Origin of the sequence: Sphingobium sp. WCS2017Hpa-17 (assembly GCF_031843765.1) — a bacterium.
Lineage (GTDB): Bacteria > Pseudomonadota > Alphaproteobacteria > Sphingomonadales > Sphingomonadaceae > Sphingobium.
In genome coordinates this window covers 202,104-220,109 of the sequence record NZ_JAVTIV010000001.1, presented here as the reverse complement: position 1 = coordinate 220,109, position 18,006 = coordinate 202,104, and the positions used below count along the sequence as shown (strand labels likewise).

The following is an 18,006-nucleotide window of genomic DNA, read 5'->3' as shown; positions in this document are numbered from 1 at the left end:
CTGTTAAGACTTATGCGCCAGACCGTGTGCCCGGTCGGGAGCATAGAGGAAATAATCATAGGCGGCGCGTGACGCTTCGGCGATGATCCGGTCCCGCGAGACATGCCCCTTGCTGTCCTTCATGACGAAGGCGACGACAGCAAAGCGGCGGCCATCAGGCAGGCGGACGATGCCGACATCATTGCCGGTGCCGTTGAGCGAGCCGGTCTTGTGCGCGACCGCCGTGCCGGGCGGCAGCATGCCGACGATCCGTGCCTTGCCCGTTTCGCAATGGGCCATGATCGTGAAGAGCCGCTGGGTACTGGCGGCCGACAAGGCGCGGCCCGATTCATAGGCAGTGATGAGGTCCAGCATCGCCGTGGGCGTGGCGGTATCCTGCGGCTCCATGGCGAAGGCGAGGTTGGGCAGGTCGCGGATATCGCGGGTGACGAGTTGCGGATTGGCGCGGCGCGCAGCGTCCGCATTCTGTCGGAAGCTGCCCGATTGCGGGTTGATGCCCATGGCGCGGTAAAGAAGATGCGCGGTGTCGCTGTCGACGCGCAGGCCGGTGACGCCCAGTTTCTGCACGAAGGCGGTGATCGCCTGCGGCCCGCCCGCGCGCGCGACCAGCACGTCGGTCGCATTATTGTCGCTCTTTTGCAGCATCAGTTCCAGCAGCCGGTCGACCGACAGGGTCGCGCCGGGACGATTGAACATCCAGGCGATGCCGCCCTCGCTCGCCAGCGCGGGATCGAGCGCGAGTTGATCGTCCAGCCGCACTTCACCGGCATCGACCAGCGCGAAAATGCGCCCGGCCACGGCGACCTTATAGGCGCTGGCCATGGGGAAGAGCGTGTCGCCGTTCAGCGCCTGCGTCTCGCCGGTCTGGAGGTCGCGCACCGCAACGCCGACCGTCCCGTCGGACAAAGTGGAGAAGCGAGTAAATTCGGCGAGCAGCTTGGCCTCGGCCGTCTGCTGCACCAGCGACTTGGGCGGCGGGCCGAACGCGTCGGCACTAGGCAGCGGCGCGAAGAATAGGCCAAGGGCGGCCAGCAGGCTGATCGAACGGTGAAGCGGCATGATTGTCCTGTTACGGATCGCCGCGCGGGAGGCAAGAGGCTTTACCGCGATCGCGCCCGGCCAATGCGGCCGGTTGACAGGGCTTTGCGCCGCGCGCCATCTGGCGGTCATGAGCGATACCATCAAGCTGGACGAAAGCTGGCGCGCGCCGCTGGCCGAACAATTTGCCGCCCCGCATATGCAGGGCCTGAAAAGCTTTCTTCAAGCCGAGAAGGCGGCGGGGAAACGCATCTTCCCCAAGGGCAGCGAATATTTCCGCGCGCTGGACCTGACGCCGCTGGATCAGGTGAAGGTCGTGATATTGGGGCAAGATCCCTATCATGGCGAGGGACAGGCCCATGGCCTGTGCTTTTCGGTGCAGCCGGGGGTGCGGCCGCCGCCGTCTTTGGTCAACATCTATAAGGAGATGGAGACGGATCTGGGCATCCCGCGTGCGCGCCATGGCTTTCTGGAGCATTGGGCGGAACAAGGCGTGCTGTTGCTGAATAGCGTGTTGACGGTCGAGATGAGCCGCGCCGCGTCGCATCAAGGCAAGGGCTGGGAGCTGTTCACCGACGCGATCGTCCGCCTCGTCGCACAGAAGGAGGAACCGGTCGTCTTCCTTCTGTGGGGCGCCTATGCGCAGCGCAAGGCCAGCTTCGTCGATCAGAGCCGGCATCTGGTGATCAAGTCCGCTCACCCCTCCCCTTTGTCCGCGCATAACGGTTTTCTGGGATCGCGGCCCTTTTCTAGGGCTAATGCATTTCTGGAAGCGAAGGGGCGCGGGGCGATCGACTGGGCACTGCCGGCACTGGATGGCGAGCAGCGAGGGCTGTCACTCTAAAGGCCGTATCCGCCTAGCTGAACGGCGGATAACAGGCCGGTTCAGGATCGTCACAAGCGGGGCGTGCCATAACTCGAATCACAGTCAGAGAGTACAGGTTCGAGGAGAAGCACCATGTTCATTCGCAAGGCCATCATGGCCACCGCCCTGGCCGCCGCCACCATGACCGCCGTCATCCCATCGGCCTCCTATGCCCGCGATCATGATCGCCGTGGCTATCACCGCGACTATCGTGGCGACCATTATCGCGGCCAGCGCTATGCCGACCGCCGCGACTATCGCGACGACCGCCGCTATCGCTGCCGCAAGTCGGGCGGCACCACCGGCCTGCTGCTGGGCGGTGTAGCCGGTGCTCTGCTGGGCCGCGCCGTCGACACCCGTGGCGACCGTGCCCCCGGCACCATCATCGGTGCTGGTGCAGGCGCGCTGGCCGGTCGGGCGATCGACCGCAACGGCAGCTGCTAATTAGCGCAGAGACGAAGAAGGCGCGGAGGACAGATCCTCCGCGCCTTTCTTATTGCCCGAAAAGGTCGAGGCCCGGTCCCGCTTGCGCGGGCCGAGCCTCATTCCCTCTCCAAACTCTTCAGGCGATCAGCCGTCGTAGTCGCCGCCGATATTCTGGTTGCGCGGCGGCGCGGCGGCGGTGAGGCGCAGAGCCTCCGCCGACTGGGCGATCGAGCCGATTTCGTCCGGCGTGTCGTCATCGTCGATCTGCACCTTTTGCAGTGACGCGACGACCGAATCATGAAGATCGGCGGGCAAAACGGTTTCTTCGGCGATTTCGCGCAGGGCGACGACCGGATTCTTGTCGCGGTCGCGGTCGAGCGTCAGCTCGGCACCGCCGGAAATTTCGCGCGCACGCTGGGCGGCGAGAAGGACGAGGTCAAAACGGTTGGTAACCTTGTCGACGCAATCTTCGACTGTAACGCGGGCCAAACAGGGCCTCCTGCTAACAAGGAATGGAAAAATCCTGAACCGGCCGCCTAGCAGCCCCCCTCCCCAGAGTCAATGAAAAGGCCATAAAGCCATGGCGAGCCACGGTTAAAATGGGCATGAAGACAGATATGGCAACAATCGAGCCTGCTCCCCCCCGCGTCGATGCGGACGATATCCGCCTCAGCTTGCAGGACAATCATCTGCGGCTGATCGCGGATGGCCGGGTCTTGCGCGACACGCTGGTCGCACTGATCGACGGTGCGCGGCACAGTTTGAAACTCTATTATTATATCTTCGCAAGCGACGATAGCGGGACGCTGGTGCGCGATGCGCTGATCGCGGCGCGGGGCCGGGGCGTCGCGGTGACGCTGATGGTCGATGGGTTCGGATCGTCGCATACCCCCGACAGCTTCTTCGCGCCGCTGATCGAGGCTGGCGCCCATTTCGCGCGATTCGGGACCAGTCGTACCACCCGCTATCTGATCCGCAATCATCAGAAGATGACGATCGCCGACGACAAAAGGCTGATGATCGGCGGATTCAATGTCGAGGACGGCTATTTCGGGATTCCCGCCGAGGATTGCTGGCGCGATGTCGGGCTGCTGATCGAGGGGGATCAGGTGGAGGCGATGACGCGCTGGTATGGGCAGTTGTGGCGCTGGACCGCTACGCGCCGGCACCGCTTCCGCACATTGCGGCATATGGTGCGGCAATGGCATCCCTCGTTGCATCATCACCCGGCGGACCCGTTCCGTTGGCTGATCGGCGGGCCGACCCGGCGCCTCAGCCCCTGGGCGCAGGTGGTGAAGCATGATCTGGAGAAGGCCGGCCGAGTCGACATGATCGCCGCCTATTTTTCGCCGGGGCGGGGCATGCTGAAGCGCATTGCGCAGGCGGCGCGGCGCAAGGGCGCACGCCTGATCCTGCCGGCCAGGTCGGATAATGGCGCGACCGTGGCTGCGGCCCGATTGCTCTATGGGCCGTTGCTTAAACGTGGCGTGGAGATTTACGAATATCAGCCCTGCAAGCTGCATATGAAGCTGATCGTCATCGACGATGCCGTCTATGTAGGATCTGCCAATTTCGACATGCGCAGTCTGTTCATCAACCTGGAGGTGATGCTGCGGATCGAGGATGCCGGCTTTGCCGCGCAGGTACGCGATTTTATCGGGCGGGAGGCCGGGGCGAGCCGCGCGATCGAACTGGAAGCCTATCGCGCCGGGCGCAGCGGCCTGACCCTGTTGAAACAGTGGATCAGCTATTTGCTGGTAGGGGTGCTGGACTATACAGTGACGCGGCGGCTGAATTTCCGCGATCCGGATGCGGATTGAAAGGGCGGGCGAGGCCCGCCCCTCCCATCATCCGTCAGCGTCCATTGTCCGTCAGGACGCGCACTTCGCCGACCGGATAGCCCTTTTCGGCCATTTCCTTGGCATAGTCGCCACGAGCATCGGCCAGTTCTGCGCGATATTCCTCCCAGGCGTCGCGATTATCCTCGGCATCGGACGCGCCACGCAGATCCTTGGTCAGTTCCTTGCGCGCTTCGGCCAGGTCGGTCTGGTAATTGAACCAATAGTTGTTTTCGACCCCGGCGATCGGCGCCTGATAGACAAGCTGTGTTTCGACCTGCGCCAGCTGCTCTTCATAGCTGACCGGGCCTTCCTGCGCGATCGCGGCGGCGGGGACCATGGCGATCAGGGCGGCGGCAGCGAGAATCTTCGAACGAGTCATGGGTTCTTCTCCTCTTTCGATCTGAACCATGACCTGCACAACGCGCCAACCCCGGCCTTTTTCGCCTGAACGGATGTGCAGAATGGACGAAACGAGAAGTGGGAGCGACGGACCGTGACAGGAATATCGTCGCCCTGCCAAGATTTTCAGCCTGAAATCAGGTAGATGTCGTTAACGAACGACCAGATAGAAGGCCGCCGGTGCCGGGCCGCCATTTTCGATGACGATGTCATAGCGATCAGTGAAGAGCGGCAACCATATGCAGTCCGCCTGTGAGCCGCCGATCGGCTTGGCACAGAGCGTATTGCCGTCCGCGCCCTGCACCCGCATCGTCAGATTGGCGGCGCCGCGCGCGGGCGCGACCGAAATCTGGGCGCGCTGCCCGGCGAGGAATAATTGACGCACGGTCATGCTGCCGCGCGCGCCAAGCGAGCCGTGGCGATAGGCAGGCCCAAGCGCGCGACCGCGAAAACCCAGACCCGAATCGGTCACGCCATGATCATGGGCCTGTTGCGTCCACTGCGTCGCCAGATCATCCTGCCCGTCAGCAGGCGTTGCTCCCAGCGCCTTGAGTATCTGCGCCGTGTCGAGCAGCGCGGCATGATTGCCCGCACCCTCGGCCGCGTCCCCCTCCAGCAGGGTACGCAGCACCGGATCGGACGGCGACAGGTCCGCCGCCGGCGCAGCCGGGCCAGCAGCAAGCAGCAATATGGGCAAGAACAGCCTAATCATCGCGAACCTCCGGCTGGAGCACGAAGCGCGCACCGGGCGCGGCGTCCTCCACATGCAGCGACAATATATGCCGCTCTGCGATCGCCCTGGCGAGCGCAAGGCCAAGGCCATGCCCCCCTCCCCGTGCGCCGTCAAGCCGGACATAGCGGTCAAACACCCGTTCCCGGTCGGCGGCGGGGATGCCCGGCCCGTTATCCTGCACCACGATGCGCGGCCCCGGCGCCAGTTCCAGGATGATCGATCCGCCGGTCGGCACATATTTGAAGGCGTTGTCGAGCAGGTTCGACATGAGGCGCGTCATCTGCATCGGGTCGGCACGGCTGCGCACCCCCGGCGCGATCCGCGCATGGAAGCCAATGCCCATATCTTCGGCACTCGCACCATAGAGATCGGCCAGGCTTTCGGCGATGTCGCTGAGGTCGACTTCGGCAAGGCCGCGCGGATCGCCGCGCATCGCCTGCGTCCCCGCAATGTCGAGCAACGAGTCGAGCAGGCGGACGACGCCGCGTATCTCCCCGCGCGACTGGTCAAGCGTGCGCAGCAGGGCGACATCCTGCGTGCTTTCCATCGCTTTGAGGATTCGGGTGTCGAGGTGCATCAGCGGGGTGCGGATTTCATGCGCGGTCTGATCCGACACCGCACGCTGCGCCTCCACCAGCCGTTCGACCTGATCGAGCATGACATTGGTGTTGGTGGCCAGCTCGGCCAGTTCGTCATTGCCCCCTGCCCCCGGTGCGCGGGCGGCGATGCGCCCTGCGCGCACGGCGGCGAAGGTGGCATTCACCACCTCCACCCGCGCGCGCAGGCGACGGGCGGCGAAATGGCCCGCCACCAGGCTGAGCAGCGCAATGCCCGCCCCGGCGACGGCAAAGGCGGCGGCCAGACGGCCGAGCAGCGCCTGCCCCCGATAGCTGCTGCGCCCCACCAGCAGGCGGGCACCGGTGCCCAACTGGGTGGCGCGGGCGAACATCCGATCGCCATCAGGCAAAGTGATGTAGCGCGCCTCCGACACTTCGGAGGCGATGACCGGCCAGCGATCGAGATTGCCGGCAAGGCGACGGCCGGCCGGATCGGTCAGCAGATACCAGCTGCGCTCGCCATCCTCGCGGTTCATGGCGAGCCGGTCGGCGATGCGCGCGCGCAATTCCGTCACGTCGCTACTGAGATAGATATCGGCAAGGCCAGCCAGGTCAGTGTCGACTTCACGCGCCAGCATCGCCCGGCCGTCATCATCGACGATCTTCTGCACCACCAGGAACAGCGCCAGGGTGGAGAGCAGGCTGACCAGCAGCGCCGAAAGCGTGACCCGCCCGAACACCGAGCGAAACAGGTCGGGTCTAGGCAAGGCCCGGTCCCGTCGCCGCGATGAGGCGATAGCCGGTGCCCCAGACGGTTTCCAGCACCGGACCGTCGAACCCGTCCTCCAGCTTGCGGCGCAGGCGGCCGACATTGACGTCGACCACATTGGTCTGGGGATCGAAGCTGAGCTTCCACACCTGCCGCAGCAGCATTTCGCGCGTCACCACTTCGCCGGCATGTTCCATCAGATAGCGGAACAGCTCAAATTCCTTGGGCGAGAGCGGCAGATGCTTACCCTGACGGAAGGCCGTGCGCGCCTTCACATGACATTCCAGATCGCCGAACAGCAGTACCGGTTCATGGCTGCGGCGGCTGGCGCGGCGCCACAGCGCGCGGACGCGGGCGACCAGTTCGTCCGGCTCGAACGGCTTGGCAAGATAATCGTCGACGCCGCTTTCCAGCCCTTCGACCCGATGTTCACTGCGGCCGAGCGCGGACAGCATCAGCACCGGCGCGCCGACGCCCGCGACGCGCAGGCGGGTGACGATGTCGATACCCGACAAATGGGGCAGCATGCGATCGAGGATGATGACATCGTGGCTGCCGCCGCCCGCGCGGTTGAGGCCGGTGGCGCCGTCGATCGCCTGCTCCACCACCATGCCGGCGCCGCTGAGGATGGCGGCGATATTGGCGCGCGCTGCCTCATCATCTTCCACCAGCAATACTGAAATTGCGTCCGCCTGCGCCATCATGGTCCCCCCGCTCGCAGATAACGCGAAAGGCCGCCAGTGACAAAGCCTGTTAAAGCGTGTCGCTGGCGGCCCTTCAAAAAGGCGTCCGATTATGGGGCTATATCAGCCGTGCAGGGCACCCCGGAACATGATGACCGAGATGATGATGAGGTAGACGCCGAAGATCTTCTTGAGCGGGCCGGCCGGCAGGCTGTGCGCGGCGGCAACGCCCAATGGTGCGGTCAGCATCGACATGGAGGCGATGGCAAGCGTGGCGGGCACGTTGATATAGCCGAGCGATCCCCAGGGCAGGCCGCCCTCCTTGAAGCCGATGATGGCAAAGCCGATGGTGGTTGGGATGGCGATCAGCGTACCGATGCCCGATGCGGTGGCGATGGCGCGGTGGATGGTGCGGCCACACAGGGTCATCACCATGATCGCGATCACGCCACCGCCGATGCCGAGCAGCGAGGAAAAGGTGCCAAGGCCGCCGGCAATGCCCATCCGCACGATGCCCGAGGGCATGGTGTCGCTGACCACCTTGCCGCTGACGCTGGGCAGCAGGAAGTTCAGGGACATAAGGCCGACGCCGGTGGCGAAGATCATCTTGAGCGTATTGCCGTCGACATGGCCGGCGAGCAGCACGCCCGCACCACAGCCCAGCACGATCCAGGGCGCCCAGGTCTTGAGCACTTCAAATTCCACCGCGCCGCGCTTGGCATGGGCCAGCAGCGAACGGATGGAGGTGACAATGATGGTTGCCGCAGAGGTACCGATGGCGACATGCGCGATGGCATCATGCGTGCCGCCCAGCAGCGGCAGCACGACCAGCAAAGCCGGCACGACGACGAAGCCGCCGCCGATGCCGAACAGACCAGCGGCAAAGCCGGCAACCAGACCGGCTGCCAGCATGGATACCAGCGGGACCATCCAGTTCATGAGATCACCAGACATCAGCACACCCCTTTCTGAACGGCACGGCGAACGCGCATGTTGCTGCGATCGCCTTTTCGGATCAAGGCGGCGAATGTTGGGAAATCGACCATGATGTTAGACCATGCCTCTCTTCGGCGGAATCAAGCTGCATGGGGGGCATGTGGTCATGTCCCCCTGCCCCGTTCAACGAACGACGGGCAGGAACCCGCAAGCCCCCTCTCCCAAACTATGACGCAGGAGAGAAACAAAATCATGGCGGCAATCTATGAGAAAAACGGCACCGTCCCAGGCAAGCGACCGTTCCGTCATTTTGACAATGTCGCCGGAATGATCCGTTCAGCGCCGCTTACGGCGGGGTGCAGGAGCATGGGCTACAACCCTGTAGAACCTGCCCTCGAACCCATGCGTGCCAAGCGCTGCGTCGAATGAAAATGCAGGCAGATGCGACGTCAGCCAATGTGGACGGCCCATCTCCGCACCGCCCGGTCAAGTCCGATGGAGCCAGGCGTTAGGCGCGTAAGTCAGATTGTGGCCGTAGAAATCGCACAATGCGGTATCGATGCTGTAGCGATCACCAACGCGCCCGAGAAACGCCGCGACGGCTCGATTCGGTCCATCCTTGAATTGGCGATATTGATCGCCATCCATATCGGCAACAACGCCATCCTCAACGACGATCATGTCGCCCGTGATCAGACGCGCATCGAAAAAATCGAGGACCCGAAGGGTCGCTTCCAATGTATGAGCGCTGTCTTCAATGACAAGCCATGGGTGCGGCGCGTCTGCGATCGCGGTGAGGGGAAATGTTGTTTCCGGCGCATATGCGTCGCCGGGGAAACAGGTGATGTTTGGCACGTCAAGCAGCGGCGGCGTAATATCAATGGTGAGGATTTGCGTATCATCAAGACCGAGAGCGAGACATTGATCGGCAAGCCACACCGCGCTGCCACCCTCCGATGTTCCGACTTCGATGATTGTGGCCGGGCGCACGCTGCCCAAAGCATTTGCATATAAAGCGAGGTCGAAAGGGTTCTTGGCCAGGCGAAGGCCTTTATACCGTGTCCTGAGCGTACCCTTTTGAATGCCGGCGATCGTTGCCTGTGGCAGATCCATGCGAAATTGCCGGCCGCGCACCATATGCGCTTTTCTATATTTCTCGACCGGTTCAGAATGGCCTGCCTTGAAGCGCTTCGCGTCAAGTGCGCCGACATAGCGCGCCGAGTAGGAAGGCCTGACAAAAGGGCGACCGTGCAAGGCGGTATATTCATCGCGCATCACCGTCCTGTCGTCTGCCGTCCCATTGGTCGCCGCTCCGCCATGCACCTGATGAAAAGTGCCTTCGCCGAGGATCATCCAGGGGCTACCGCCGGACGCCTGGATAGCGCGTTCCCAGAAGTCGAGATTGACGAAGCCACCGCCCAGACATGCAAAGCGTTGATCCAGGCCGCCCAGTTCCTGCCAAAGGGCACGGTCCAAAAACAAGCCGTTGCTCTCGCTGATGCACCCGAACCATCCGTTAGCGGACGACCCGGCCAAAACAGAGATGTCGAACAGGCGGTAGCCATCTTGGCGCCAGTTGATCGAATGCAGCAAGGCATCTTCCGCCGCGGCATCGTACCCCTCGAACACACTGCGCATCTGCACATCGCGGCCAAGGTGAAAGGCCAATGTACCGATCACCTTGGCCGGGTCAGTTCGCCATGCCTCCATCGCGTGATGGATGATGCCCGGCGTGGCTATGCGCGCGCCATCGATCCACAAGCCGATCAGCCGCCCCCTGAGTTGATCGGCCAGGGCATTGATTGCGGCGGCTGGAGAAATGCTGATGACATCAGGCCGCACCACCCTGACGCCCGGAAAAATATCTTGCAACGCCCGTTCGTCGACGGCCGGGGTGGAGCCATTGTCCAGCACGATGACCTCATAGGCCAGGCCATCGACGTGCCGTTGATAGGCAGGCGACAGCGAATATAGAGTGCGGGGCAATTCCCGACCCATATTAAAAGCGCAAACGATAATGCTAAGATCAACCGCATCTTTATCGGGCATATCTAAAGTCATTTACCAAGCACCTTCGCCAGCATTTCCATCGTAGGGACCAGCGCTTCTTTGCGATCTATTATTTTCCGAGGCACCTGCGCGGACGCACCATTGGCAAGAACCTGAGAAATCTTATTATATTTGTTCCACAATATGCGATTATTGGCCGCCGGCTTGGTCACCACGAGCAATCCGGTCGGTTGCGTATCGAGCAAATGAAGATTCAGGTCCTGGCGCTCCTTTTTCAATAGCTCGACAAAGCGCCAGACATCGCCGCTCCAGACCTGAGATTGACGTTCACGACGCGCCTGAACCGGATGGTTGGGAAGAACATCGTCAATGACGATAATCCCATTCGGACTCATCAATCGTTCCACGTTCATAAAATCGCGCAGGACATATTCTGCCAGATGCATGCCATCTATGAAGGCAAAATCAACCGATCGAGGCTCCACCAAATTGCGATGGAAAAAGAAAAAATCATCGCTGGTACAGCGATGGAAATCGACATGCCCTTCATCGACACGAAATGAGGGGTGCGGGTCCGGATCAATGGCGATGGCCTTGCACTTTGCCAGTGCCAGACTCGCCCCTTTTCGAACGCCAATCTCGAGATAAGATTGAGGCTGCTTCAAGGCATGAAGGTCGCGCAATACCTCCAGATAGGGGCGGACGCCGCGCGTTTGCTCAGCAGCCGGATCGCCATACGGTGCCTGTTGATAGTTTTGAACCACTTCGATCGGTGCAGCCTGCGTCTGAGGCTGGCAATCGCCGCCCTTCTGAAAAATGCCGACGAGGTCGCACCATGGGCCTCGCTCGTCTGTCCAGGATTGCACCATCCGCAGCCCCGACCATTCAGCCAAAGCCTGATACGAGTCCGGATAAAAGCGATAGCAGTCGACCGGATAGCGATGCACCGGACCGCTGGACGGAGCGATGATGAAGGCTTTCCCACCAGGCTTCAGCACGCGGGAAATTTCAGTGAAGACTTTCCAGAAATGTGCACAATGTTCCAGCATTTGGCCGGACATTACAATATCTATTGAACTGTCTTCGAAGGGCAGGCGGTAAACATCCTGCAATACTATATCGACCCCAGGACCTGCCTCCAGATCGACACCTACATAATTTGCATGATCGGGCATCAGCGTGCGGTAGGAGCCATTCACGTTCATAGCCCCAAGATCTATGACGTTTATATCTTGGAGACCCATGTAGGAAGTGACGCACCTGGCCATATTTTCCATTGATGATGCGTGCATGATTGCCCCCGCTCCCGGCGATATCGAAAGTCAAGTGAGTGCAGCGTCGAACTGCACAATGCAATAGAGGAAGATATCATCTGAATAGCGTGAATTATGTTGCCTATTGTGACTGCCTTGAAGCTCATGCGAGAGCAGTCAGCCGTACCCGATCCTCTTGCCTTGCCTCGCGCTCAGGGCAGTGGCTTGACCGGCACCGGGGCGTTGCAGAGATCGACGCCACCGGCGGGACGATCGTAGAAATCATCATTCCGGTTGGCGCGCAGACGGAGATAGTGCGCGAAGCTGGGCGATGTCGTGTCCATCATGGCAAAGCGGGGCCGCTCCGCCTCCGGCAATGTGCTGGCAAGGCGGACGCTCAGGATCGGCACCGGATGCTCCTGCGGGGTGTAGAAGCCGAGTTCGCCCGATCCGCGGGGCAGGCTGGACAGGTTCGCCATCCCCTCGACCACCCGGCCCACGACGGCGATGTTGCGATCGAGCTGGCGCGGGGCCTGACCGATCACGGCATAGAGCTCCGCCCCGGTCCCGGCGTCCGGCGAAACATTGCGCCCCACGCCGACATAGCCATAGCAATGCGGCAGCCAGGCGGCGGCACCATCCATCGCCACCGGCCATCCGGCAACGAAACCGGTCGAGGACGCATAGGGATCAGGATAGGGCAAGGGCGTAACCGCCAGACGGCGGTTCGCCAGCGGCAGCCCGTAATCATCGGCGCTGGTGACCGACAGGCCCGGCGGCATCGGCTTCTTCTCGGTCGCATCGCCCCACTGCACGACATAATTATCCTGCACCCGGTTGATGCTGGTGCCATCCCACCAATGCGCCTTAGCCAGCGTGACGATATTGGCGACATGGCGCGGCGACAGGCCAGGCGCGAGCTGGATCACCACACGCTTGCCCCCCTCCATATCCATGATCAGCAGATCTTCGGCGGAGATGGCCTGCCAAGCGGAAGCTGGCGCCTGCGCCACGACGGCGGCGGGCGTGGCAGGCGGATCGGCGGCGAAAGCCGGGGTTGCGGCGAAGGTGGCGAGCAGCAGGGCGCGAAGGCGATGGGTCATGCCGCGATCAAACAGGGCGCGCGGGATAATGTAAAGCCTTGGCAGCAATGCCCCTTGCCTAGTGCGACGCGCCGCGATAGGGAGCCGCCTCCAGAGCATGCGGAGCGGTGGCCGAGTGGTCGAAGGCGCTCGCCTGGAAAGTGAGTATACGTCAAAAGCGTATCCAGGGTTCGAATCCCTGCCGCTCCGCCACCACCCCGTTTCCCACCCCGTGCCAGCTTGACGATCCGAATGCTGCCGCTTGCGTCGAAGGCTTTGTTAAGCAGCCCGTCTTAAAAGTCTGGCGACCAGATGGTCATGGTCTTTACGGCCGTCGCCGCATCGCATGAAGGACATGAGCGTCACGTGGGTGAGAATTTCGCCTTTTTCCTGCCTATCATGATGGCCAGTTTCGGCGTTGCCTTCCTCATCGTCTGGGGCTGGGGCGCACGCGGGGCGGGCTGGTGGAGCGGGGCCTTCTTCAGCGTCGCGGGCGGGTTTGCCGTGCCGGTCGCCTTTCAGGCGCTACCGACCGACCTGTGGGGCATCGTCGCGGACCTGCTCTTCGCCACCGGCTTCCTGCTGTTCAGCCAGGCCTTGCTCGACCGCTGGCGACGCAACTGGATCCTGCGCCTGCGGCTAGCCATCTGGGCTGGTTCGGTGGCGCTGTGCGGCTTTGCCGTTCTGATCGGCCATGTTCCACTGGAACTGGTGTCGTCGGATTTCGGCTGTTTCCTGCTGATTGCCCTGCCGCTGATTACCGCGCGCGGGCAATTGCGCGGCTGGCCTGACCGGGCGCTTTATGCCGCTGCGGTTCTTGTTGCCCTCGACAATCTGGTGCGGGGCAGCAGCGTCTCGTTCACCTTGCCGAGCGGCGTGTCCTTCCGCGACAGCGACTATGCATTCCTGATGCAGGCGCTGGCCTGCATGTTCGGCCTGTTCCTGGCCCTGTCCGCGCTGGCGGCCTGCGTGCTGGACCTGATCGCCCGCTATCGTCACGACGCCCATGTCGATCCGCTGTCGGGCCTGCTCAACCGGCGCGGTTTTGACGAGGCGGTAGCAAAGCTGCGGCGCAAGGGCGGCAGCCTGATCGCCTGCGACATCGATCATTTCAAGGCCGTCAACGATGCCCATGGCCATGCGACCGGCGATCGCGTGATCGTGACGCTGGGCGACATGCTCCGCACCCTAGCCCCGCCCGGTGCCATCGCCGCCCGTTTTGGCGGAGAGGAGTTTCTGCTTTTCCTGCCGGCGACGGATGCGGCCACGGCCGCCAGCATCGCCGAATCGGTGCGCGTGCATTTTGCCGAGCAGGCGGCGGCGCGGCTGGGCCTGACCCAGTCGCTGACGGCCAGTTTCGGCCTGACGACATTGCACCGCGCCGATCCGTCCATCCATGAGGCGATCGCCCGCGCGGACAGTGCGCTGTACGAAGCAAAGGACAAGGGACGCAACCGGGTCTGTGTCCGCCGCGCGCTGGCCATGCCGGATGTGGTTCCGCAGGCAGACGCGCAGTTGCGGCGGGCCTGACACCGTCTGACCGGCACTATTCCTGAAATATTCGGGAAATGGCGGGGCAAAATGGGATCGCCAAAGGGGTGAGGCAAGCATGGCCGTTGCGGTCATACCACCCCATTGAAAGGACCAGCCATGACCCATGTTTCCTACCTGACCCTTACGGCGGCGGCGCTGATCGGCATGGCGGGCACCCCGGCCCTCGCCCAGCATCAGGCAACCGGTCGGACGACGGCCGCCAAGGTGCCGGTCAAACAGGCCGCGAAGAGCCAGCCGTCCAAGGTGGCAACGCACGGCACGAAGCATCAGGCCGCCTGCCGCAGCCGCTACAAAAGCTACGACCTGAAGTCGGACAGCTATCTCTACCGGGGGAAGAAGGTCCGCTGCGCGCTCTGACGCGCCACACCTTCCCTGCGGCGGCGTGACCGGCGCTGCCGATTCATCCTTTTCGGAAAGAGACTATATGATGCGCAGGATTGTGCTGTTGGCCGCGCTGTTGCTCGGTTCGAGCCCACTTCTGGCCCAGAGCGGCATAGGAGGAAGCGGCATGGGCGGTGGTGCTATGGGCGGTGGCGGCATGGGCGGCCCTCCGGGTGGTGGCGATGGACCGCCCGGTGGTGGTCAGGGCCGGCCGGCCAAGCCCCGCGAGATGAAGCCGATCAAGCGCGCGCAACTGGACAAGGTCGTGACCGCCATGTTCCAGCAGGCGGACAGCAATCGCGATGGCATCGTGACGATCGACGAGTTGCGGCTGGTGGTGCAGGCGCGCCGTGACCAGATCATCCGCACCCGTTTCGCCGCGATCGACAGCGATCGCAACGGCGCGATCAGCCTGACCGAATTCCAGACCTGGCAGACGAGCATGGGATCGGTCGCGCTGTCCGAAGCGGGTGCGCTGGGCGATCAGGGCGGACCGGTGGCCGAGGCGATCCTGCCGCAACTGGGCGACGATCCGGAGGATAGGGTGCTGGCGCGGCTGATCGAGCCATTGAACGCGACGGTGATCGCGCAGGCGAACAGCAATTATGATGCCGGGCTGTCGCTGGAGGAACTGCTCGCTTTTCAGCGCGCGCGGTTCGATGCGGCCGATGCCGATCATGACGGCCTGCTCTCGGCGGACGAGATGCGCAGCCTGATGCCCCGACGCGGTCCGGGTGGGCCGCCGCCGCCCCATAACTGACGCGATAACCTGACCATGTTTTATAGTCTTGCGACCCGTCTGCGGGCGGGCGGTTCTCTGCTGCTCGCCGGATGCAGCCTGTCCGCCCTGTCCATATCCGCTCTGGCCCAGACTGCCGCGACGGACGAGATCGTCGTGACCGGTCAGGCCGTGCCGGGCGCGGTCATCGGCGACATTCCGGCGGAAAATCAGCTCAATCGCGCGGATATCGACGCCTATGGCGTCGATACGGTGAGCGAATTGCTGGACGAGATTGCCGCCCAGACCAGCAGCAATCAGGGGCGCAGCGACGACGGGCCTGTGGTGCTGGTCAATGGCAAGCGCATATCCGGCGTCAACGAGGTCAACGACCTGCCGACCGAGTCGATCCTGCGGCTCGACATCCTGCCGGAGGAGGTCGCGCTCAAATATGGCTATGATGCGCAGCGCAAGGTGGTGAACATCATCCTGCGCCGCCGCTTCCGGTCGCAGGTGGCCAATGCGGGCGGCGGACTGGCGACGGAGGGTCAGGGCGAAAATCTGACCGGCTCGGTCGGCTATACGCGCATCCACGACAATGACCGGATCAATGTCACGGCGCGGGCCAGGACAGCCGCATCGCTGCTGGAAAGCGAACGCGACGTGATCGCCGATCCGGACGCGGCGAGCGACCCCACCGGGCGCGTGAGCGATGACCGCGCCTATCGCACTTTATCGCCATCGACGCGCACCTATATGCTGAACGCCTCGGTCGCGCACCAGTTGAGCGAAAAGGCGAATCTGTCCTGGAACGGCCGGGTGGAGTATGCAAGCAGCGCCGCGCGCAATGGCCTGCCCTCGGACGGCCTGATCGCTGGGGACGGCACGGCGGTCGATCGCATCCTCTCGCTCGATCCGTTGCGGCAGGATAGCCGCACGCTTTCGCTCAGCAGCGGCGTCAGTTTGAATGTCGATCTGTCGAAGCTGTGGCGGCTCTCGCTGATCGCCAGCTACAGCCATAGCGACACGCGCACCGACAATGATCGCGGCTATGATCTGGACGATGTGCAGGCGGCGATCGACGCCGGGGACGTCGATGCCTCGGGGTCGTTACCGGCATCCCTGCTGGGCAGCATGCGGACGCAGCATGCGCGCGCGTTGCAGGATACAGGTAGCGCCAGCCTTTTGGTCAACGGCAAGCTGTTCAGGCTGCCTGCGGGCAATGTGGGGATGAGCATGCGCCTGAGCGGCGACACGAGCAGCCTGCGATCCTCCTCCAGCCTCGACGGCGTGATGTCGGAGCGAACGACCGGCCGCACCAATGGCGGCGCACAGATCAGCTTAGACCTGCCGATCGCCAGCCGCCGCAACCATTTTCTGTCGGCATTGGGCACATTGACCGCGAATGTGAATGCGTCGGTGACGCAGGTGTCGGATTATGGGACGCTCGGCACGCTGGGCTATGGCCTTAGCTGGACGCCGCGCACCGGCATCACCATCATCGCGGCGATCAACAATGATCGTACTGCGCCGACACTGGAGCAACGCAACAGCCCGTCGATCACGACCAGCAATGTCCGCGTCTACGACTATGTGCGCGGGCAAAGCGCTACCGTGACGCAGGTCAGCGGCGGCAATCCCGCGCTACGGGCGGACGACCGGCGCCAGTTCAAGCTGGGGGCGACGGTGAAGCCCTTTGCCAAGGTCAACCTGACCCTGTCGGCCAATTATGCCAACAGCGTGACGCGCGATGCGATCATCAGCCTGTCGGGCGTATCGTCCGCGCTGGAGGCGGCCTTTCCTGATCGCTATACCCGCGACGAGGAAGGCATGCTGACGCGGATCGACACGCGGTCCGTCAATGTCGCGCGCGAGGAAGTGAAGCAACTGCGTTGGGGCCTCAACTTCACCCAGATATTGCGCAAGCCCAAAAGGCCCGAGCCGCCGGCCGGCATGGTCCCGCCATGGCGGCGGATGGCGCAGGCTGACGCTGCCGGTGATGAGAAGACAGGGGCGGAAACGCCCGGTCCCGATGAGGCCGCGCAAGGCGGCCCGGAAACGGACGAAAGCGGCGCCGATATATTGGTCAACGGACATCGTCAGGACGATGCCGTGCCGATGGGACCGCCGGGTGGGTTTGATGGGACCGATGGTTTCGGCCCGCCGCCCGGACCGCCGCCTGAAGGTGGGCCGCCGCCGGGGGGTGGCCCCGGCGGTCCGGGTGGACCGGGCGGTTTCGGCCCTCCTCCGGGTGGAGGGCCGGGCGGCGGTGGCAGCGACAATGGTGCGCGACTGCAACTGTCGCTCTATCACAGCCTGATGCTGCGCGACGCGGTGCTGCTGACGGAGGGTGGTCCATGGGTCGATCTGCTGAACGGCGGCACGTTGGGCGGCAGTCCGCAGCCGCGCCACAAGGTGCAATTGAGCAGCGGTGTGACCGACAATGGCGTGGGCGTCCGGCTGGACGGCAACTGGCAGAGCGCATCGCATGTCAGCGGCGATCAGGCAACGGCGGGCGGCGACCTGCGCTTTGGTCAGTTGGTGACGTTCGACCTGCGGCTGTTCGCTAATCTGGCCAATCGTTTCCGCGGACAGGACTGGGCTCGCGGGACGCGCGTCAGCCTGAGCATCGGCAATCTGCTGAACCAGCGGCAGAGGGTGACGGACGCGACGGGTGCGACGCCGATTGCCTATCAGCCGGCCTATCTCGACCTCGAAGGCCGCACGCTGATGCTGTCAGTCCGGAAAATCTTCTGACGAC

General features: G+C 63.3%; 18 protein-coding genes and 1 tRNA gene. 9 read left to right on the top strand and 10 right to left on the bottom strand.

Features of this window, described 5'->3' with window-relative positions; all coding sequences use genetic code 11:
- Window positions 1-3 precede the first annotated feature (3 nt).
- A complete protein-coding gene (gene bla, locus RQH62_RS00935) occupies window positions 4-1,059 on the bottom strand; it encodes a class A beta-lactamase (RefSeq protein WP_311266870.1) in 1,056 nt (351 codons plus the stop codon).
- Window positions 1,060-1,168: 109 nt separating this feature from the next.
- Here bla and ung point away from each other — a divergent pair, with 109 nt between their 5' ends.
- A complete protein-coding gene (ung, locus tag RQH62_RS00930; RefSeq protein WP_311267492.1) occupies window positions 1,169-1,882 on the top strand; it encodes a uracil-DNA glycosylase in 714 nt (237 codons plus the stop codon).
- A gap of 114 nt (window positions 1,883-1,996) precedes the next feature.
- A complete protein-coding gene (locus RQH62_RS00925; RefSeq protein WP_311266869.1) occupies window positions 1,997-2,347 on the top strand; it encodes a glycine zipper 2TM domain-containing protein in 351 nt (116 codons plus the stop codon).
- A gap of 126 nt (window positions 2,348-2,473) precedes the next feature.
- On the opposite strand, the gene rpoZ is transcribed toward RQH62_RS00925, so the two are convergent.
- Entirely contained in the window at window positions 2,474-2,818 is a 345-nt protein-coding gene (gene rpoZ / locus RQH62_RS00920; protein ID WP_007708529.1) for a DNA-directed RNA polymerase subunit omega, read from the bottom strand.
- A 128-nt stretch (window positions 2,819-2,946) separates the two neighbouring features.
- Between rpoZ and RQH62_RS00915 the strand changes: the two genes are divergently transcribed.
- Window positions 2,947-4,149, top strand: a complete 1,203-nt coding sequence (locus RQH62_RS00915; RefSeq protein WP_311266868.1) for a cardiolipin synthase B — start codon at window positions 2,947-2,949, stop codon at window positions 4,147-4,149.
- Between the two features lie 34 nt (window positions 4,150-4,183).
- Here RQH62_RS00915 and RQH62_RS00910 read toward each other — a convergent pair whose 3' ends face one another.
- The 5 genes from RQH62_RS00910 to RQH62_RS00890 all read right to left on the bottom strand — a co-directional run bounded on the left by RQH62_RS00910 (window position 4,184) and on the right by RQH62_RS00890 (window position 8,265).
- A complete protein-coding gene (locus RQH62_RS00910) occupies window positions 4,184-4,549 on the bottom strand; it encodes a hypothetical protein (protein WP_311266867.1) in 366 nt (121 codons plus the stop codon).
- Between the two features lie 171 nt (window positions 4,550-4,720).
- Window positions 4,721-5,281 (bottom strand): hypothetical protein, encoded by a 561-nt coding sequence (locus RQH62_RS00905; protein WP_311266866.1) that lies wholly within the window; start codon window positions 5,279-5,281, stop codon window positions 4,721-4,723.
- The gene (locus tag RQH62_RS00900) at window positions 5,274-6,626 is read right to left on the bottom strand and encodes a HAMP domain-containing sensor histidine kinase (RefSeq protein WP_311266865.1); all 1,353 of its coding nucleotides are present in this window, start codon (window positions 6,624-6,626) and stop codon (window positions 5,274-5,276) included. The genes RQH62_RS00905 and RQH62_RS00900 overlap by 8 nt, the downstream gene beginning before the upstream one ends.
- The gene (locus RQH62_RS00895; RefSeq protein WP_311267491.1) at window positions 6,619-7,329 is read right to left on the bottom strand and encodes a response regulator transcription factor; all 711 of its coding nucleotides are present in this window, start codon (window positions 7,327-7,329) and stop codon (window positions 6,619-6,621) included. The genes RQH62_RS00900 and RQH62_RS00895 overlap by 8 nt, the downstream gene beginning before the upstream one ends.
- A gap of 105 nt (window positions 7,330-7,434) precedes the next feature.
- Window positions 7,435-8,265, bottom strand: coding sequence for a sulfite exporter TauE/SafE family protein (locus tag RQH62_RS00890; protein WP_311266864.1), 831 nt, complete (start codon window positions 8,263-8,265; stop codon window positions 7,435-7,437).
- Between the two features lie 234 nt (window positions 8,266-8,499).
- On the opposite strand from RQH62_RS00890, the gene RQH62_RS00885 reads away from it, so the two are divergent.
- A complete protein-coding gene (locus RQH62_RS00885; RefSeq protein WP_311266863.1) occupies window positions 8,500-8,676 on the top strand; it encodes a hypothetical protein in 177 nt (58 codons plus the stop codon).
- 57 nt (window positions 8,677-8,733) lie between these two features.
- Here RQH62_RS00885 and RQH62_RS00880 read toward each other — a convergent pair whose 3' ends face one another.
- The 3 genes from RQH62_RS00880 to RQH62_RS00870 form a co-directional block, all read right to left on the bottom strand.
- Window positions 8,734-10,308 (bottom strand): CmcI family methyltransferase, encoded by a 1,575-nt coding sequence (locus tag RQH62_RS00880; protein WP_311266862.1) that lies wholly within the window; start codon window positions 10,306-10,308, stop codon window positions 8,734-8,736.
- On the bottom strand, window positions 10,305-11,534 hold the full coding sequence (locus tag RQH62_RS00875) for a methyltransferase domain-containing protein (RefSeq protein ID WP_311266861.1): 1,230 nt from the start codon (window positions 11,532-11,534) through the stop codon (window positions 10,305-10,307). The genes RQH62_RS00880 and RQH62_RS00875 overlap by 4 nt, the downstream gene beginning before the upstream one ends.
- Window positions 11,535-11,722: 188 nt before the next feature.
- Window positions 11,723-12,613: a peptidylprolyl isomerase gene (locus RQH62_RS00870; RefSeq protein ID WP_311266860.1), complete on the bottom strand. Its 891-nt coding sequence runs from the start codon at window positions 12,611-12,613 to the stop codon at window positions 11,723-11,725.
- Window positions 12,614-12,714: 101 nt separating this feature from the next.
- Between RQH62_RS00870 and RQH62_RS00865 the strand changes: the two genes are divergently transcribed.
- The 5 genes from RQH62_RS00865 (at window position 12,715) to RQH62_RS00845 (ending at window position 18,002) form a co-directional block, all read left to right on the top strand.
- Window positions 12,715-12,805: transfer RNA gene (locus RQH62_RS00865), tRNA-Ser, on the top strand.
- Window positions 12,806-12,958: 153 nt separating this feature from the next.
- On the top strand, window positions 12,959-14,122 hold the full coding sequence (locus tag RQH62_RS00860; RefSeq protein ID WP_311266859.1) for a GGDEF domain-containing protein: 1,164 nt from the start codon (window positions 12,959-12,961) through the stop codon (window positions 14,120-14,122).
- A 120-nt stretch (window positions 14,123-14,242) separates the two neighbouring features.
- A complete protein-coding gene (locus tag RQH62_RS00855; protein ID WP_311266858.1) occupies window positions 14,243-14,503 on the top strand; it encodes a hypothetical protein in 261 nt (86 codons plus the stop codon).
- 70 nt (window positions 14,504-14,573) lie between these two features.
- Entirely contained in the window at window positions 14,574-15,287 is a 714-nt protein-coding gene (locus tag RQH62_RS00850) for an EF-hand domain-containing protein (protein WP_405053511.1), read from the top strand.
- 15 nt (window positions 15,288-15,302) lie between these two features.
- Window positions 15,303-18,002, top strand: coding sequence for a TonB-dependent receptor (locus RQH62_RS00845; protein WP_311266856.1), 2,700 nt, complete (start codon window positions 15,303-15,305; stop codon window positions 18,000-18,002).
- The last annotated feature ends 4 nt before the right edge of the window (window positions 18,003-18,006 follow it).